Source organism: Mesorhizobium hunchu (assembly GCF_040081975.1).
Taxonomy (GTDB): Bacteria; Pseudomonadota; Alphaproteobacteria; order Rhizobiales; family Rhizobiaceae; genus Mesorhizobium; species Mesorhizobium hunchu.
On record NZ_JBEBMG010000010.1, the window covers coordinates 23755 to 38607 of the forward strand.

Genomic DNA, 14853 nt, shown 5'->3' on the forward strand with positions numbered 1-14853 from the left:
TTGGTATCGGGAGCTTCGAATGATCAGCATCAAAGGTGATTTCGACTTTCTGGCCTTGCCGGGACGCGGCAATTCGGGGCCGCAGCACTGGATGTCGCACTGGTGCAGGGTCTTCCCGAATTCCAGCCGCGTGCTTCAGCAGAACTGGGACAGGCCAGACCCGGCCGACTGGATCGCGCGGGTCGATGCGGCGGTGGCCGGCGCACCACGCAAGGTGGTGCTTCTCGCCCATTCGCTTTCGGTGGCGACCGCTGTCAAATGGGCTGCACAGGCCGACGAGGCAAACAGGCACAAGGTCGCGGCGGCTTTTCTCGTCGCCGCCACGAATGTCGAGGATCCAGATCCGTCGTTCGATCTCGTGCGGCCGTTCGCGCCTATGCCGCTCGCTCCGCTGCCCTTTCCCGCACTGGTGGTGGCGAGCCGGACGGACCCGCGCGTCGCCTTCGACAAGGCCGAGGCGTTCGCCCGCGCCTGGGGCGCCGACATCGCCGATGCCGGCGATCTCGGCCATATGGGCAATGAGCAGGCGCTCGGGCTTTGGCCGGAAGGCTTGCTTTTGCTCGGACGCCTGCTGGCGAAGGCCGGGCTTTAAGCCGTCGCCGTCACCTTGTCCGGCACAACCCGGATGGAGGTCCCCCAAGGGTCCCGCCTCTCGACGAAGCCGGGCGCGAGGGCCGAGCGCATCTCCACCCATGACAGGCCGGTGCGCGAGGGATCGCGCGGACCGGCGCCGGCGCTCTGCCAGGTGTTGGCGCCGATGTGATGGTGATAGCCGCCGGAAGACAGGAACGCGGCCTGTGTCCCGTATCTCGCGACCGTGTCGAAACCGAATTCGCGATGCCAGAAATCTTCCGCCGCACGTGGATCGCCGACGCGCAGGTGCACATGACCGACGACGGTGTTTTCAGGCATGCCGCTCCATCCGGCATCGCCGGCGGGGACCGAACCGACGACGCCCGGTATATCCATGCGCGCCGTCGCCATCTCCACCATGCCGTCGTTCCATTTCCACTCCTGACGGGGACGGTCGGCGTAGATCTCGATGCCGTTGCCTTCCGGATCGGAGAGATAAAGGGCTTCGGAAACGATGTGGTCGGACGCCCCGTCGATGCTGATCCGGTCGGCGATCGCGTGATTGATCCAGCGGCCGAGATCAGCGCGGCCGGGCAACAGGAAAGCGGTGTGGAACAGCCCGGCGCCGCGCGGGTCGTCCGGCTTCGCGCCGGAGTCGCTCTCCAGAACCAGCAAGGGCCGGTCCGGCGAGCCGAGCGTGATGGTCTCGCCGTCGCGGGCCAGTTCCTGCAATCCGACGACGGTGCGATAGAACGCAGCCAGGGCCTCGGCGTCGCGCGCCTTCAGGCCGACGCGGGCGACGCTGACGGGGGTGGTCGCGGCAAAGGGCAGTTCGCTCATCGAAATCTCCTTGGCAACCGGCCTTGAATTCCTGTCCCGGACTCTCGGGAGGATGTTTCGCCGATCGCTCTCCCTGCCTAGATCGGCCATCGCGTGCGTTCACACAAGATGCACGAAATCGAACATCGTGTTCACTGTTTCGACATCGAAGCGGACATATGCCGGTGGTTGCAGCCCTAGCCTCGGCTCGCTACATGGCGGCCATGAAAGTCAAGGACGCCGATATCCTCATCGTTCCCGGCTATACCAATTCCGGACCTGACCACTGGCAGAGCCGCTGGCAATCACGGCTGTCGACCGCGCGGCGCGTTGAGCAGGCGGAATGGTCGAAGCCGGTACGCGAAGACTGGACGGCGAAGGTGGCCGATGCTGTCAACGAGGCGGAGCGGCCGGTGGTCGTCATCGCGCATTCGCTCGGCGTGCCGAGCGTGGTGCAGGCGATACCGCGCTTTCGCAACCGGGTCGCCGGCGCCTTCTTCGTGGCCCCGCCGGACGTGGCCAATCCGGATATCAGGCCGCGCCATCTGATGACGTTCGGGCCCTATCCGCGCGATCCGCTGCCGTTCCCGTCGATCACCATCGCCAGCCGCAACGATCCCTACTGCACCTTCGAGGTGGCCGAGGACATCGCATCGGCCTGGGGCTCGCTGTTCATCGACGCGGGCGAGGCAGGCCATCTCAACGCCGAATCCGGACATGGACCGTGGCCGGAAGGCTCCATGACCTTCGCGCAGTTTATGACGCGATTGTAGGAACACGGTAGTCGGCAGTAGGCAGTAGGCAGTCGAAACGGTCTTCCGGACTGCCGATTGGCTACTGCCGATTGCCGATACTTTCCTTCACGCTGCCCAGATAGGACGCCGCGCCGAGCGCGATGAGGGAATGCTCGGAACCGCCGGCCAGCAGGCGGTAGCCCATCTCGACGACGCGACCGGCGATCCTCGGCTCGACCACGTAGATGGCCGCATGCCGGCCTGCTTCGCGGGCGCGCTTCGCCACCTGCGCGACCGTCTCCAGCATGTCCTCGTGGGTGGAATCGATCACGCCGCCGTTCGTCCAGGCGATCGAGAAATCGGAGGGACCGAGGAAGATGCCGTCGATACCCGGCGTATCGAGGATACCGTCCAGCGCATCGAGCGCGGCGCGCGTCTCGATCATGGCGAAAGCCATCGTGCGCTGGTTGCTTTCGTGCAGCCATTCGGCGGCAGTGCCCTTGCCGTGACGCGGGAACGCGTAGGTCGGCCCCCAGGATCGCCCGCCGAGAGGCGGATATTTCATCGATTCGGCGAAGGCCTTGGCATCCGCCACCGAATTGATCATCGGCGCGATGACGGCCTCGGCACCGAAGTCGAGCGCGCGGCTGGCCATGTCGAAACGGCCGACCGGAATGCGCACGAGGGCCGGCTTTCCCGCCGCCAGGATCGGCGCGAGGGAGCGCAGCACGCTGTCCTCGTTGTGGCCGCCATGCTGCATGTCCAGCGTCACGCAGTCGAAACCCTGGCCGGCCATGATCTCGACGGTCAGGGCATCGGGAACGCCCGACCAGGCTGTGCAAAGCGTCTCATCGGCTTCCAGACGAGCTCTCAACGACATCGGCTTCCTCCTGAATCGAATCCAGTTTCAGCCGGAAAGAACTGAAAGGCAAAGAAAAACCGCCCGACTATGCGGGCGGTTCGTTGGTCCAGCACGGCAGGGATCAGGTGTTCTTCACCTGCTCGGCAGCCTGCGCCATCAATTCGTCCATGGTGCGGCGGATCTGGTGGTCCGACTGGTCGACGCCGGCGGCATCGAAATCCCTCCGGATCTTGCGGAACACGTCATGATCGCCCGCCTCCTCGATATCGGAGACGACCACTTCCCTGGCATAGGCGTCGGCATCGGCGCCGCTCTTGCCGAGCTTTTCGGCCGCCCACAGGCCGAGCGCCTTGTTGCGGCGCGCCACGGCGCGGAATTTCTGTTCTTCGTCCAGCGCGAACTTGCGCTCGAAACCTTCCTGGCGGTCCTTCATGCTGGTCATGGGCATTGCCTCCGATGGAAAAGCGAGTTGTGATGCGAATATGTGGCTGGGCAGCACAAACCAAAAGCCCGCTCCGCGGTCAATATGAGACTGCGCGTGGTGCGCCGCAGCATTTCGCCTTCAAATCGGTTGATCCTCGGGTTTTGCACGTTGAGCAAACCTCACGATTGCGCTAGAGACCGGCATCGAAACCCGTGGCGGCCGTCGGTGCCGCGAAGAGAGGGACCCGGTTCGCTCCGTCTGCCCTTCCAACCAGAGACCATTCCCATGAAATCACGCCGCCGCATCTACGAAGGCAAGGCCAAGATCCTTTACGAAGGACCCGAGCCAGGGACACTGATCCAGTTCTTCAAGGACGACGCCACCGCCTTCAACAAGAAGAAGCACGAGGTGGTCGACGGCAAGGGCGTGCTCAACAACCGCATCTCCGAGCACATCTTCAATCATCTCAACCGCATGGGCATCCCGACCCATTTCATCAAGCGGCTGAACATGCGCGAGCAATTGATCAAGGAAGTCGAGATCATCCCGCTCGAAGTGGTCGTACGAAACGTCGCCGCCGGCTCGCTGTCCAAGCGCCTCGGCATCGAGGAAGGCACCGTGCTGCCGCGCTCGATCATCGAATTCTACTACAAGGCCGACGCGCTGGACGACCCGATGGTATCGGAAGAGCACATCACCGCCTTCGGCTGGGCGTCGCCGCAGGAGATCGACGACATCATGGCGCTGGCCATCCGCGTCAACGACTTCCTCTCCGGCCTGTTCCTCGGCGTCGGCATCCAGCTCGTCGATTTCAAGATGGAATGCGGCCGTCTCTACGAGGGCGACATGATGCGCATCGTCGTCGCCGACGAGATTTCCCCGGACTCCTGCCGTCTGTGGGACGTCGCCACGCAGGACAAGCTCGACAAGGACCGCTTCCGCCGCGACATGGGCGGGCTGGTGGAAGCCTATCAGGAAGTCGCGCGCCGTCTCGGCATCATGAACGAGAACGAGCCGCCGCGCCCCACCGGCCCCGTGCTCGTCGCCTCGACCGATCCCAAGTCCACCAAGCATTGAGGTAAGCCGCGTGATCAAGGCCCGCGTCACCGTCACCCTGAAGACCGGCGTTCTCGACCCGCAGGGCAAGGCGATCGAACATGCGCTGACCGGCCTCGGCTTCGACGGCGTCGGCCAAGTGCGCCAAGGCAAGGTGTTCGACATAGAGATCGACGGTGCCGACCGGGCGAAAGCCGAGGCGGATCTCAAGGCCATGTGCGACAAGCTGCTGGCAAATACGGTGATTGAGAATTATAGTGTAGCCATTACCTGAAGTTGTACCGAAGGGTAGCGACTACATGGCGGAAGTCAGCAATGAATTGATGTACGAGCTTCTGAAGAAGATACATCAGCGCATGGATCGCCTGGAAAACGGCCTGGGTGAAGTAAAGCACGAGATCGTGGCGATACGCCTGCAAGCCATGAGCACCCAGACGGATATAAACAATATCTATTCGGTTACTGCGCGTATCGATGATCGCCTCGACCGGATAGAACGCCGCCTCGAATTGCACGAACTGGCCGAAGCGCAAAAGCCCTACCAGCCGGAGTGACAGTTCGGCCGGCCGGTTAACCAGATCGCCTGAAAGCTTCATCTTTACCTTCCCGGTTAACCCGGCTTGCGCACCTGCGCGCTATTGTTCGCCCGGCGAAGGGAATGCCGGGCGCAATGGGCAACAGCAACCGTCTCGACTGGGTCGACGCCGCCAAGGGTCTCTCGATCCTGCTGGTGGTGATGATGTACGCCGCCTACAATCTCGGCGAGCATACCGGCCAGATCGGCGTATTGCACTACATTATCGGTTTCGCCACGCCATTCCGGATGCCGGAATTCTTCCTGATCTCCGGCCTTTTCCTGTCGCAGGTCATCGACCGGCCGTGGCGGCGCTATGCCGACCGGCGCGTCGTGCATTACCTCTATTTCTATGTCGTGTGGGTGGCGATCGATTTCATCCTGAAAAGCGGCATTGCCCAGCAGGACGGTGTCGTCATGGTGAAAGGCATCGCTCTGGCGATGATCCAGCCCTACGGGGTGCTGTGGTTCATCTACATGCTGGCGGTGTTCAGCGTGACCGCGAAGCTGTGCGCGCAGTTGCGGTTGCCCCACTGGCTGGTGATCGCGGCGGCGGCGGCGCTGCAGATCGCGCAGATCCAGTCGCCCAGCTACGCGGTGACACAATTCGCGGCCTATTTCGTGTTCTTCCATGTCGGCTACGTCGGGGCTGCCTACGTGTTCCGCATCGTCGATGCCGCCACGCGCCATCCCGGCCGGGCATGGGCCGCGCTGGCGGCGTGGGCGGCCGCAGAGGCGTTCCTGGTGTTCTGGCCCGACGGCAGGGTCGAGCCGATGGCCATGCATATGGGGCTCGCCGCCTTCGCGCCGCTGCACCTGGCACTCGCCGTAGCGGGAGCGATCGCGCTGTGCGTGCTGGCATGCCTGCTGATGCGCCTGCCCTATACCGATTGGTTGCGTTGGCTCGGCGCGCACTCGCTGGTCGTCTATCTCGCATTCACGCTGCCGATGTCGGCCGTCCGCATCGTCCTGGCGAAGACCGGTCTCCTGGCCGATCCGAGTGCCGTCGCGATCGTGGTGTTCGTGTCGTCGGTCTTCGCGCCCGTCCTGCTCTATCTCGCGATCAAGCGATTCGGCATCGGCGAATTCCTGTTCGAGCGGCCCGCCTGGGCGCACCTGCCGGACGGCAGCGACAAGCGCGGCAAGCCGCTTTCGGTCGAGCCGGCGGAATAATCGCGACTGTTTCGGCTGCGTCCGCCACAATTGGCTCGCGGGCGAAGACGCTTTGGGATAAGGACTGGCCCGTGTTCAACGCCAGCGGTCTGGAGCAACCATGAAATCCGCCGTCGTCCTGCTTCCCGGCCTCAACCGCGACCGAGACATGATCGCGGCGCTGACCAGGATTTCGGGAACCGCACCTGCGACGGTATGGCAAACGGACACCGAAATCCCCGATGTCGACCTGATTGCCATTCCCGGTGGCTTCTCCTTCGGCGACTATCTGCGCTGCGGCGCGATCGCGGCGCGTTCGCCGGTCATGCGCGCTGTGGCAGAAAAGGCGGCGCAGGGCGTCATGGTGATCGGCGTGTGCAATGGCTTCCAGATCCTGGTCGAGGCCGGCCTGCTGCCCGGCGCGCTGATGCGCAACGCCTCGCTGAGGTTCGTGTGCCGCGAAGTCAGGCTGCAGGTGGCCAACGCCAACACCGCCTTCACCCGCGGCTACAGCCAGCACCAGGTCATCCGCTGCCCGGTGGCGCATCACGACGGCAACTATTTCGCTGACGCCGAGACGCTGAAACGTATCGAGGGCGAAGGCCAGGTGGTGTTCCGCTACGCCGAGGGCACCAACCCGAACGGCTCGATCAACGACATCGCCGGCATTGTCAGCGAAAAGGGCAATGTGCTGGGCCTGATGCCGCATCCGGAAAACCTGATCGAAGCCGCGCATGGCGGCAAGGACGGACGCGCGCTGTTCGAAAGCGCGCTCGGGCTGGCTGCCTGACAACGCCGCTGGCGCGCCGCGGCAAAGTCTGTGATTCTGTCTCGTCTGATCGATTCGCCCCTTGAGCAGGACGACATGAGAGCATGACGATCCGTTTCGCAGCCGCCGGCATCCTCCTTGCAGCCTCGACGCTCGCGCTGGCCGGTTGCCAGTCCAAATCCTACAATGGTTCGGGTGGCGGCGGGGGCAAGAGCGCTTCGCTTCAGGCGATGGAGCAGGTCGCCATCGCCGCGCATAAATGCTGGATCGCCTCGAAGGACCCGGCCTTCAAGGACTACCAGATGGCCAACGAGCTCAACAATTTCGGCGGCACGCCGCGTTTCCTGCTGGTGCCGGCCAAGCATTACGGCGGCAAGCCGCTGCTGGTCGTGCAGGCAACCGGCAATTCGCGCCGCATCGACGTCTACGGACCGCTGATGGACGGGCCCTTGGCTGGGCGCATCGGCTCCGACATCGGCCGCTGGCAGGGCGGAAACAACGGTTGCACCACCGCTTCCTGACACTGGTTCTGCCTTTTCCTGTGCTTTAGCAGCCTGTGAGCCTTGCGGATCGTGCTTCACCGCGCTTACGGACATCCTTCAATGTCTTTGGGGGGAGCCTTCTGACATGGCCGACAAACCCGCGCGCTATCCGCGCCTCCTGCCCTGGCTGGCTCTTGGAGGCGCAATGCTCGTCTTCGGCGCGCTATTTGGATGGTACATCGACGTTCAAACGAATCTGGACGACTTCTTCTTCGCCGAGAATGGACCGATCGAAGGTCTACAAAGCGCGGTCATCCTGGCTCCGATTTTCGTGTTCGCCGCCAGAACCTGGCGCGGAAGAGGTCCCGTCGCCCTGATCTGCGCGGTTCTTGCCTTCATCATGCTGCATGTGCTCATGCGCGAGACGCCGCGTTGCGACAGCTCGTTCTATCCGGGCGGCGTCTGTCTCTACGATCCGACGAAGTACGCGCTTTCCGCCGTCTTCAGCATTGTTCTGCTTGCCGTCCTCGTCCCGCGGCGCAATGACGTGATCGACGCGCTGAAACCGCGCTGGAGTTTCCTCTTCTGGCCTCTCGGCGTCGCCTTCGTCTTGCTTGTCGCGGCCGAGGTGATGGAAAGACGTCACATGGAAGGTGTCGAGGAAACGCTAGAAATGATGTCTTATCTCTACACGGCAGCGTGTTCGGTCTGGATTTATCGCAACACGTGAACTAGGTCGTGGATCGACGCTGCCCGAGCCGAGACAGGAACCGATGACGATTTCCAACGCCGTGCCGATCACCGATAAACTGATCGCCGCGCACGGTCTGAAACCGGACGAATACCAGCGCATCCTCGATCTGATCGGGCGCGAGCCGAGCTTCACCGAACTCGGCATCTTCTCGGCCATGTGGAACGAGCACTGTTCCTACAAATCATCCAAGAAATGGCTGCGCACCCTGCCGACCAAGGGGGACGTGGTCATCCAGGGACCGGGCGAGAATGCCGGCGTGGTCGACATCGGCGACGGCGAGGTCGTGGTCTTCAAGATGGAGAGCCACAACCACCCCTCCTATATCGAGCCCTACCAGGGCGCGGCGACCGGCGTCGGCGGCATATTGCGCGATGTCTTCACCATGGGCGCGCGGCCGGTGGCGGCCATGAACGCGCTGCGCTTCGGCGATCCGGGACATCCCAAGACGAAGCACCTTGTGGCGGGTGTGGTCTCAGGCGTCGGCGGCTACGGCAACTCCTTCGGCGTGCCGACGGTCGGGGGCGAGGTGAATTTCGACGCGCGCTATAACGGCAATATTCTCGTGAACGCTTTTGCCGCGGGCATCGCCAAGGCAGACGGCATCTTCCTGTCGGAAGCCAAGGGCGTCGGCCTGCCCGTCGTCTATCTCGGTGCCAAGACCGGCCGCGACGGCGTCGGCGGCGCCACCATGGCCTCGGCCGAGTTCGACGACTCCATAGAGGAAAAGCGCCCGACCGTGCAGGTCGGTGACCCCTTCACCGAGAAATGCCTGCTGGAGGCCTGCCTGGAACTGATGGCGTCGGGCGCGGTCATCGCCATCCAGGACATGGGCGCGGCCGGCCTGACCTGTTCGGCTGTCGAAATGGGCGCCAAGGGCGACCTCGGCATCGAACTCGACCTCGACAAGGTGCCGGTGCGCGAGGAACGCATGAGCGCCTACGAGATGATGCTCTCGGAAAGCCAGGAGCGCATGCTCATGGTGCTGCGCCCCGAAAAGGAGAAGCAAGCCGAGGCGATCTTCACCAAATGGGGGCTGGACTTCGCCATCGTCGGCAGGACGACGGACGATCTGCGCTTCCGCGTCATTCACCAGGGCGAGCAGGTCGCCGACCTGCCGATCAAGGATCTCGGCGACCAGGCCCCGGAATACGACCGTCCGTGGGTGGAACCGAAGAAGCCGGCCGCGTTCAAGCCGGACGACGCGCCGAAGGCCGACGTCGCCGACGCGCTGCTCAAGCTGCTCGGCGGCCCCGACCTGTCCTCGCGGCGCTGGGTGTGGGAGCAGTACGACACCCTGATCCAGGGCAATTCGCTCCAGATTCCGGGCGGCGACGCTGGCGTGGTGCGCGTGGAAGGCCACGCCACCAAGGCGCTCGCCTTCTCCTCCGACGTGACGCCGCGCTATTGCGAGGCCGACCCGTTCGAGGGCGGCAAGCAGGCGGTAGCCGAATGCTGGCGTAACCTTACCGCCACCGGCGCGCTGCCGCTGGCGGCGACCGACAACCTCAATTTCGGCAACCCCGAGCGGCCCGAGATCATGGGCCAGCTCGTCAAGGCCATCGAGGGCATCGGCGAGGCCTGCCGGACGCTCAACTTCCCGATCGTCTCGGGCAACGTCTCGCTCTACAACGAGACCAACGGCCAGGGCATCCTGCCGACACCAACCATCGGCGGAGTCGGGCTGATTGCCGACTGGGGCAGGATGGCGCGCATCGGCTTTGCAGCTGAAAACCAGCCTATCCTGCTGGTCGGCGCGCCGACGCTGTGGGGCATCCATCTCAGCCAGTCGGCCTATATGCGCGAGATCCACGGCCGCACAGACGGCCCGCCGCCGCCGGTCGACCTCGCACACGAAAAGAAGGTCGGCGATTTCGTGCGCAAGCTGATCGCCTCCGGCGTCGTCACCGCCTGCCACGACCTGTCCGACGGGGGCCTGGCCGTGGCGCTGGCCGAGATGGCGATGGCGTCCGGCATCGGCGCCGCTGTTCCCGGCCTTGCCGGCGTGGACGCCGTTCCGGTTTGGTTCGGCGAAGACCAGGGCCGCTACCTCGTCACCGTCAACCTCGACCCGCAAGGCCAGGAGATGGTGGATTTGTGGAAAGAGGCCAAGGAAGCCGGCGTCTTCGCGCCGTGGATCGGCACCACCGGCGGCGCCGATCTGAAGCTCGGCGAGGCGCGCGCCATACCGGTCGCGGAGATGAAGACCGCGCATGAAGGCTGGTTCCCCCGCTACATGGATGCGTGACGGGCTGCGCCGCACGCTGCTCGCCGCCTGTCTCGTCGGCTTCTGGCTGTCGCTTCTGGCCTGCTGGGCGGCGGCGCCCCTGGCATTCTATCCCTACACCGTCTTCGATCCGGCGAGTTGCGCCGGACTACCCGCCGGCGCCTCGTTCGATCTCGCAATCGGAACGCTTCCTCTTCTGCTCGCCATGAGCGCCGTCTATGCGCTGCCGATCGTCTTTCTTGTCGGCATGAGCCGTTTCAGCACGCCCGCGCGGAACAGGGCCTATCCCAAGGCCGGCATCGTCCTTTTCGCGATCTCGCTTGCGATCACCTGGGTGGAAACCTTGGGCGACGCGCTGGCGTGCAATGCTTCCGGCGGCTTTCCGTTGTGGGACGCGGCGCGGGCGATCCTTGTGTTGGGATCGATTCTGGTGACGCTGGCGCTGTTCATCGAGGCCGTCGGCATGGCCCGCCACTATGTCGTGGACCCCGACTGATTTTCCGTTGATGCCGATCGGTTTGTCACCTACCTCTGGGCGGCAGAGGAGAACCGACAATGGCCATGGACGCCCACGACATCGAACGCCTCATCAAGCAGGGCATACCCGATGCCCGCGTGACGATCCGCGACCTCGCTGGCGACGGCGACCACTACGCCGCCGAGGTGGTTGCAGAGAGCTTTCGCGGCAAGAGCCGCGTCCAGCAGCACCAGATGGTCTACGACGCGCTCAAGGGCAACATGGGCGGCGTGCTGCACGCGCTGGCGCTGCAAACCAGCGTGCCGGAGTAATCTCTACTTCTCTCGCACCGCCAATATCGGCCCCACAGGGTCCTTGCCGCCGATCAGCGTGCGCTCGCCATCGGACAGGCTCGAGATGGCGCCGTCGAGGAACAGTGCGTTCGGGCACGACAAGCGGTCCCGGAACAGCCGTGCGAAGGAGCCGAGGCTGACGGGAGATCGCGAGATCGCCAGCACCACCGTTCCGTCGGCGCGCACGCCGACGCCGTTTCGGATGTAGCGCGACGAGCCGTTTTCCTCGAAGCGCGGATGGATAGCGCCGTCGATGACCAGCATCGGCCCCGACTGCGTGGCGTAGGCGACATCGGGATGCGCCGCCGCATAGGCGCCGGTTTCCAGAACGCCGGCGCTGCCGTCCGGCCGCACGAAGAATACGCCGTTCGGCTTGAGGAAGAAATTCCCCTCCCCCTCGGCCGTATTCAGCGGCGTCTCCTGCCGTCCGTCCTCGACGAACAGGCCGACCGGGCCGAGCCCCTTATGATACATGCCGGCATTCATGGCGAGCAGGACGGGCGCCCCCTTCGCCGTCACCACCGTGTCGAAGGCCTGTAGCGATCCGTAGGGCTTGCCGTTGCCGTCCGCGCGGGCAAGGACGACAGCATGGCGATGCGGGTCGATCTCGCAGACCGCGTAGGGCACGCCCTCGAAACCGGTGTCGCGGCAGATGGCGGGGAGTTCGCCGACCACCAAGGGCGGTTTCGGCGTCGGCATCGGTCGCCACAGGAGCAGGCCGGCAAGAAGCAGCGCGACGGCGGCCACGAAAAAAGCCAGCGCCGCGATCAAAGAGCGTCGAGGCATGTCGGCTCGTCGTCCATTTGGCCCAAATCGCTTCAATTCTTGCGCCATTTCCCCGGCAAACCGGCAAACGGCTTGTTTCGGGTCGCCTTGGGGGTTATCTGAGTGTCATGTTTCAGCTCGACTCCCACGAGCGCGAAAGGGCAACCCATGAGCGGAATCAACGACTACATCGACAGTGAGGTGAAGAGCAACGACGTGGTCCTCTTCATGAAGGGCACGCCGGGCTTCCCCCAGTGCGGCTTCTCGGGCCAGGTCGTGCAGATCCTCGACTATGTCGGCGCGGACTACAAGGGCATCAACGTGCTCACCTCCAACGAGCTGCGCCAGGGCATCAAGGATTATTCCAACTGGCCGACCATCCCCCAGCTCTACGTCAAGGGCGAGTTCGTCGGCGGCTGCGATATCATCCGCGAGATGTTCCAGGCCGGCGAATTGCAGTCCTTCCTCGAGGAGAAGGGCGTCAGCGTCAAAGGCGCCGCCTGATTTTTCGCGAGAGCGTGGCGCGTCTGGCGCCACGTCCCGTTTTGATTTTTTGATCTGATGCATGTCCGCCGACGCTGGTGCGGACATGTCCCGGCCGAGGTTGCCCCGCCTCGCCAACCCCATTCCCGCGAGGGAAGCTGACGAGCCCCATGCGCTGGCCTGCCGGCGCATTTTCGTTTGACGACTGGATTTGCCATGGACCAGCAGGCCATCCCTGCCCCGACGACGATGCGTATTGCGCGGTGGGAATTCATCGCACTGTGCGCGGCGCTGATGGCGCTGAATTCGCTGGCCATCGACATCATGCTGCCGGCCTTGCAGCAGATCGGCGCGTCGCTGGGGGTCGAGAACGAAAATCACCGGCAATATGTCATCCCGGCCTACATTCTGGGCTTCGGCTTCGCGCAGTTGTTCTTCGGCCCGCTGTCCGATCGTTTCGGCCGCCGCCCGCCGCTGCTGGCCGGCCTCGTCATCTATGTGCTCGCCTCGGGTGCAGCCGCGGTGGCACCGACCTTCGAGACCCTGCTGCTCTGCCGCTTCGTGCAGGGCATCGGTGCCGCCTCGACGCGCGTCATCGCCGTCTCGATCGTGCGCGACACCTTCGAGGGCCGGCGCATGGCCGAGGTCATGTCGCTGATCTTCATGGTGTTCATGGCCATCCCGGTCATCGCTCCCAGCATCGGCCAGTTGGTGATCCTGTTCGCGAGCTGGCACTTCATCTTCGTGGCGATGGCGATAGGCGCAATTCTGATCTCGACCTGGGTGACGCTGCGTCTTCCCGAGACGCTGCATCCGCAATATCGGCGCCCCCTGACATCGCAGGCGATCATCGGCGGCTTCACCACCGTGCTGTCGAACCGGGTGGCGCTGTGCTACGCGCTCGCCAGCACCTTCGCCTTCGCGGCGATGTTCGGCTTCATCAACTCCGCCCAGCAGATCTATGTCGGGCTCTACGGGGTCGGCGAGCTGTTTCCGGTGATCTTCGCCTGCGTTGCGGGCATGATCGCGGTCTCCAACTTCGCCAATGCCCGCCTGGTCGGACGCATCGGCATGCGGCGCCTGTCGCAGGGTGCGCTGATCGCGCTGCTCTCGATCAGCCTGCTGTGGCTGCTGCTTTCGCTGCGCGGGCCGATCCCGCTGCCGCTGTTCATCGCCATCTTCGCTTCGGCGATGGTCCCATTCGCCATGCTCGGCTCCAATTTCAACGCGCTGGCGATGGAGCCGCTCGGCGCGGTTGCCGGCACGGCCTCCTCGGTGCTCGGCTTCCTGCAGACCTTCGGCGGCGGGCTTCTCGGCACGATCATCGGCCAGGCCTACAACGGCACGGTCACGCCGCTGGCGGCCGGGTTCTGCCTCGTCTCGGCTGGCGCCTTCGTCGCCGTGCTGATCGCCGAGAACGGCAAGCTGTTCCAGCCGCACAACGCGCCGGTGGAGCCGGGCGGCGGTTTCGGCGAGTAGCAGAGCGCGTTAGCCTTCAACCGTCGGCGCAAGGCTGGCGAAATCGAACAGTTTCCGGTCGAGCAGGTGCGAAGGCCGGACGTTGGCGAGCGCCCGGATCATGGTGTCCTTGCGGCCGGGCATGCGCTTCTCGATATCGTCCAGCATCGCCTTCATGGCATTGCGCTGCAGCCCCTCCTGCGAACCGCACAGGTCGCAGGGGATGATGGGGAAGCGCATGGCCGCGGCGAATTTCTCCAGATCGGCCTCGGCGCAGTAGGAGAGCGGCCGCAGCACCAGCACGTCGCCCTCGTCGTTGACGAGCTTCGGCGGCATGGCGGCGAGCCGCCCGCCGTGGAAGAGGTTCATGAAGAAGGTTTCGAGGATGTCCTCGCGGTGGTGGCCTAGCACCAGCGCCGAGCAGCCTTCCTCGCGCGCGATCCGGTAGAGGTGGCCACGCCGCAGGCGCGAACACAGCGAGCAGTAGGTGCTGTTTTCCGGCAGCTTGTCGGTGACGATCGAATAGGTGTCCTGATATTCGATACGATGGTCGATACCGTTGGCGGTCAGGTAATCGGGCAGGATATGCTTGGGAAAGTTCGGCTGGCCCTGATCGAGATTGCAGGCCAGAAGCTCCACCGGCAGCAGGCCGCGCCATTTGAGGTCGAGCAGCAGCGCCAGCAGCCCGTAGGAATCTTTGCCGCCCGACAGCGCCACAAGCCAGCGCTCGCCGGACTTCGACATCGCGAAATCCTCGATCGCCTGCCGCGCCTGCCTGAGCAGGCGCTTGCGCAGCTTGTTGAACTCGACGGAGGACGGAACGGCGCGGAAGAGCGGGTGACAGCCGTCCCCGGGCTCGTCGGCGAGGAATTCGGTGTCTGCGTGGATATTCATGGGATTCCGCCGGTTCTTCG

At 64.4% G+C, this 14853-nt stretch carries 19 protein-coding genes; 14 read left to right on the forward strand and 5 right to left on the reverse strand.

Features of this window, described 5'->3' with window-relative positions; all coding sequences use genetic code 11:
* Positions 1-19 precede the first annotated feature (19 nt).
* Complete coding sequence (locus tag ABMA46_RS16655; RefSeq protein WP_349001010.1) at positions 20-592, forward strand: RBBP9/YdeN family alpha/beta hydrolase; 573 nt, start codon at positions 20-22, stop codon at positions 590-592.
* Here the strand turns inward: ABMA46_RS16655 and ABMA46_RS16660 are convergent.
* Complete coding sequence (locus ABMA46_RS16660; RefSeq protein WP_349001011.1) at positions 589-1413, reverse strand: VOC family protein; 825 nt, start codon at positions 1411-1413, stop codon at positions 589-591. The genes ABMA46_RS16655 and ABMA46_RS16660 overlap by 4 nt on opposite strands.
* A gap of 203 nt (positions 1414-1616) precedes the next feature.
* Between ABMA46_RS16660 and ABMA46_RS16665 the strand changes: the two genes are divergently transcribed.
* Complete coding sequence (locus ABMA46_RS16665) at positions 1617-2165, forward strand: RBBP9/YdeN family alpha/beta hydrolase (RefSeq protein WP_349001220.1); 549 nt, start codon at positions 1617-1619, stop codon at positions 2163-2165.
* A 61-nt stretch (positions 2166-2226) separates the two neighbouring features.
* Here the strand turns inward: ABMA46_RS16665 and ABMA46_RS16670 are convergent, their stop codons facing one another.
* Both ABMA46_RS16670 and ABMA46_RS16675 read right to left on the reverse strand, forming a co-directional pair.
* Positions 2227-3006, reverse strand: coding sequence for an HpcH/HpaI aldolase family protein (locus ABMA46_RS16670; RefSeq protein WP_349001012.1), 780 nt, complete (start codon positions 3004-3006; stop codon positions 2227-2229).
* 103 nt (positions 3007-3109) lie between these two features.
* Positions 3110-3430: a DUF1476 domain-containing protein gene (locus ABMA46_RS16675; RefSeq protein ID WP_349001013.1), complete on the reverse strand. Its 321-nt coding sequence runs from the start codon at positions 3428-3430 to the stop codon at positions 3110-3112.
* A 267-nt stretch (positions 3431-3697) separates the two neighbouring features.
* Here ABMA46_RS16675 and purC point away from each other — a divergent pair, with 267 nt between their 5' ends.
* The 10 genes from purC to ABMA46_RS16725 all read left to right on the forward strand — a co-directional run bounded on the left by purC (position 3698) and on the right by ABMA46_RS16725 (position 11212).
* Positions 3698-4489 (forward strand): phosphoribosylaminoimidazolesuccinocarboxamide synthase, encoded by a 792-nt coding sequence (gene purC / locus ABMA46_RS16680; protein ID WP_349001014.1) that lies wholly within the window; start codon positions 3698-3700, stop codon positions 4487-4489.
* A gap of 10 nt (positions 4490-4499) precedes the next feature.
* Positions 4500-4742 (forward strand): phosphoribosylformylglycinamidine synthase subunit PurS, encoded by a 243-nt coding sequence (gene purS / locus ABMA46_RS16685; RefSeq protein WP_349001015.1) that lies wholly within the window; start codon positions 4500-4502, stop codon positions 4740-4742.
* 25 nt (positions 4743-4767) lie between these two features.
* Positions 4768-5022, forward strand: a complete 255-nt coding sequence (locus ABMA46_RS16690; RefSeq protein ID WP_349001016.1) for a hypothetical protein — start codon at positions 4768-4770, stop codon at positions 5020-5022.
* A 116-nt stretch (positions 5023-5138) separates the two neighbouring features.
* The gene (locus tag ABMA46_RS16695) at positions 5139-6215 is read left to right on the forward strand and encodes an acyltransferase family protein (RefSeq protein ID WP_349001017.1); all 1077 of its coding nucleotides are present in this window, start codon (positions 5139-5141) and stop codon (positions 6213-6215) included.
* A gap of 100 nt (positions 6216-6315) precedes the next feature.
* Positions 6316-6984 carry a phosphoribosylformylglycinamidine synthase subunit PurQ gene (purQ, locus tag ABMA46_RS16700; protein WP_349001018.1) on the forward strand — a complete coding sequence of 223 codons (669 nt, stop codon included), beginning with the start codon at positions 6316-6318 and terminating at the stop codon, positions 6982-6984.
* Between the two features lie 83 nt (positions 6985-7067).
* Positions 7068-7484 (forward strand): hypothetical protein, encoded by a 417-nt coding sequence (locus ABMA46_RS16705; protein ID WP_349001019.1) that lies wholly within the window; start codon positions 7068-7070, stop codon positions 7482-7484.
* A gap of 166 nt (positions 7485-7650) precedes the next feature.
* The gene (locus tag ABMA46_RS16710) at positions 7651-8175 is read left to right on the forward strand and encodes a hypothetical protein (RefSeq protein WP_349001020.1); all 525 of its coding nucleotides are present in this window, start codon (positions 7651-7653) and stop codon (positions 8173-8175) included.
* Positions 8176-8218: 43 nt separating this feature from the next.
* On the forward strand, positions 8219-10444 hold the full coding sequence (gene purL / locus ABMA46_RS16715) for a phosphoribosylformylglycinamidine synthase subunit PurL (protein ID WP_349001022.1): 2226 nt from the start codon (positions 8219-8221) through the stop codon (positions 10442-10444).
* On the forward strand, positions 10410-10919 hold the full coding sequence (locus tag ABMA46_RS16720; protein WP_349001024.1) for a hypothetical protein: 510 nt from the start codon (positions 10410-10412) through the stop codon (positions 10917-10919). Before purL ends, ABMA46_RS16720 begins: the two co-directional genes overlap by 35 nt.
* Before the next feature lie 59 nt (positions 10920-10978).
* On the forward strand, positions 10979-11212 hold the full coding sequence (locus tag ABMA46_RS16725) for a BolA/IbaG family iron-sulfur metabolism protein (protein ID WP_136360105.1): 234 nt from the start codon (positions 10979-10981) through the stop codon (positions 11210-11212).
* Positions 11213-11215: 3 nt separating this feature from the next.
* On the opposite strand, the gene ABMA46_RS16730 is transcribed toward ABMA46_RS16725, so the two are convergent.
* Positions 11216-12019 (reverse strand): phosphodiester glycosidase family protein, encoded by an 804-nt coding sequence (locus ABMA46_RS16730; protein ID WP_349001025.1) that lies wholly within the window; start codon positions 12017-12019, stop codon positions 11216-11218.
* Positions 12020-12166: 147 nt separating this feature from the next.
* Between ABMA46_RS16730 and grxD the strand changes: the two genes are divergently transcribed.
* Together grxD and ABMA46_RS16740 are read left to right on the forward strand one after the other, a co-directional pair.
* Positions 12167-12502 (forward strand): Grx4 family monothiol glutaredoxin, encoded by a 336-nt coding sequence (grxD, locus tag ABMA46_RS16735; protein WP_349001027.1) that lies wholly within the window; start codon positions 12167-12169, stop codon positions 12500-12502.
* 195 nt (positions 12503-12697) lie between these two features.
* Positions 12698-13960: a multidrug effflux MFS transporter gene (locus tag ABMA46_RS16740; protein ID WP_349001029.1), complete on the forward strand. Its 1263-nt coding sequence runs from the start codon at positions 12698-12700 to the stop codon at positions 13958-13960.
* A gap of 9 nt (positions 13961-13969) precedes the next feature.
* Here the strand turns inward: ABMA46_RS16740 and ttcA are convergent, their stop codons facing one another.
* Positions 13970-14833, reverse strand: coding sequence for a tRNA 2-thiocytidine(32) synthetase TtcA (gene ttcA / locus ABMA46_RS16745; protein WP_349001031.1), 864 nt, complete (start codon positions 14831-14833; stop codon positions 13970-13972).
* Positions 14834-14853 lie beyond the last annotated feature (20 nt).

Bases quoted from the DNA above. Each gene is read 5' to 3' on its own strand.
- ABMA46_RS16720 (WP_349001024.1), top strand. From the start codon at position 10,410: ATGAAGGCTGGTTCCCCCGCTACATGGATGCGTGACGGGCTGCGCCGC.
- purL (WP_349001022.1), top strand. From the start codon at position 8,219: ATGACGATTTCCAACGCCGTGCCGATCACCGATAAACTGATCGCCGCG.
- ABMA46_RS16695 (WP_349001017.1), top strand. From the start codon at position 5,139: ATGGGCAACAGCAACCGTCTCGACTGGGTCGACGCCGCCAAGGGTCTC.
- purC (WP_349001014.1), top strand. From the start codon at position 3,698: ATGAAATCACGCCGCCGCATCTACGAAGGCAAGGCCAAGATCCTTTAC.
- ABMA46_RS16725 (WP_136360105.1), top strand. From the start codon at position 10,979: ATGGCCATGGACGCCCACGACATCGAACGCCTCATCAAGCAGGGCATA.
- ABMA46_RS16660 (WP_349001011.1), bottom strand. From the start codon at position 1,413: ATGAGCGAACTGCCCTTTGCCGCGACCACCCCCGTCAGCGTCGCCCGC.
- purQ (WP_349001018.1), top strand. From the start codon at position 6,316: ATGAAATCCGCCGTCGTCCTGCTTCCCGGCCTCAACCGCGACCGAGAC.
- ABMA46_RS16690 (WP_349001016.1), top strand. From the start codon at position 4,768: ATGGCGGAAGTCAGCAATGAATTGATGTACGAGCTTCTGAAGAAGATA.
- ABMA46_RS16740 (WP_349001029.1), top strand. From the start codon at position 12,698: ATGGACCAGCAGGCCATCCCTGCCCCGACGACGATGCGTATTGCGCGG.
- ABMA46_RS16655 (WP_349001010.1), top strand. From the start codon at position 20: ATGATCAGCATCAAAGGTGATTTCGACTTTCTGGCCTTGCCGGGACGC.
- ttcA (WP_349001031.1), bottom strand. From the start codon at position 14,833: ATGAATATCCACGCAGACACCGAATTCCTCGCCGACGAGCCCGGGGAC.
- ABMA46_RS16670 (WP_349001012.1), bottom strand. From the start codon at position 3,006: ATGTCGTTGAGAGCTCGTCTGGAAGCCGATGAGACGCTTTGCACAGCC.
- ABMA46_RS16710 (WP_349001020.1), top strand. From the start codon at position 7,651: ATGCTCGTCTTCGGCGCGCTATTTGGATGGTACATCGACGTTCAAACG.
- grxD (WP_349001027.1), top strand. From the start codon at position 12,167: ATGAGCGGAATCAACGACTACATCGACAGTGAGGTGAAGAGCAACGAC.
- ABMA46_RS16665 (WP_349001220.1), top strand. From the start codon at position 1,617: ATGAAAGTCAAGGACGCCGATATCCTCATCGTTCCCGGCTATACCAAT.
- ABMA46_RS16705 (WP_349001019.1), top strand. From the start codon at position 7,068: ATGACGATCCGTTTCGCAGCCGCCGGCATCCTCCTTGCAGCCTCGACG.
- ABMA46_RS16730 (WP_349001025.1), bottom strand. From the start codon at position 12,019: ATGCCTCGACGCTCTTTGATCGCGGCGCTGGCTTTTTTCGTGGCCGCC.
- ABMA46_RS16675 (WP_349001013.1), bottom strand. From the start codon at position 3,430: ATGACCAGCATGAAGGACCGCCAGGAAGGTTTCGAGCGCAAGTTCGCG.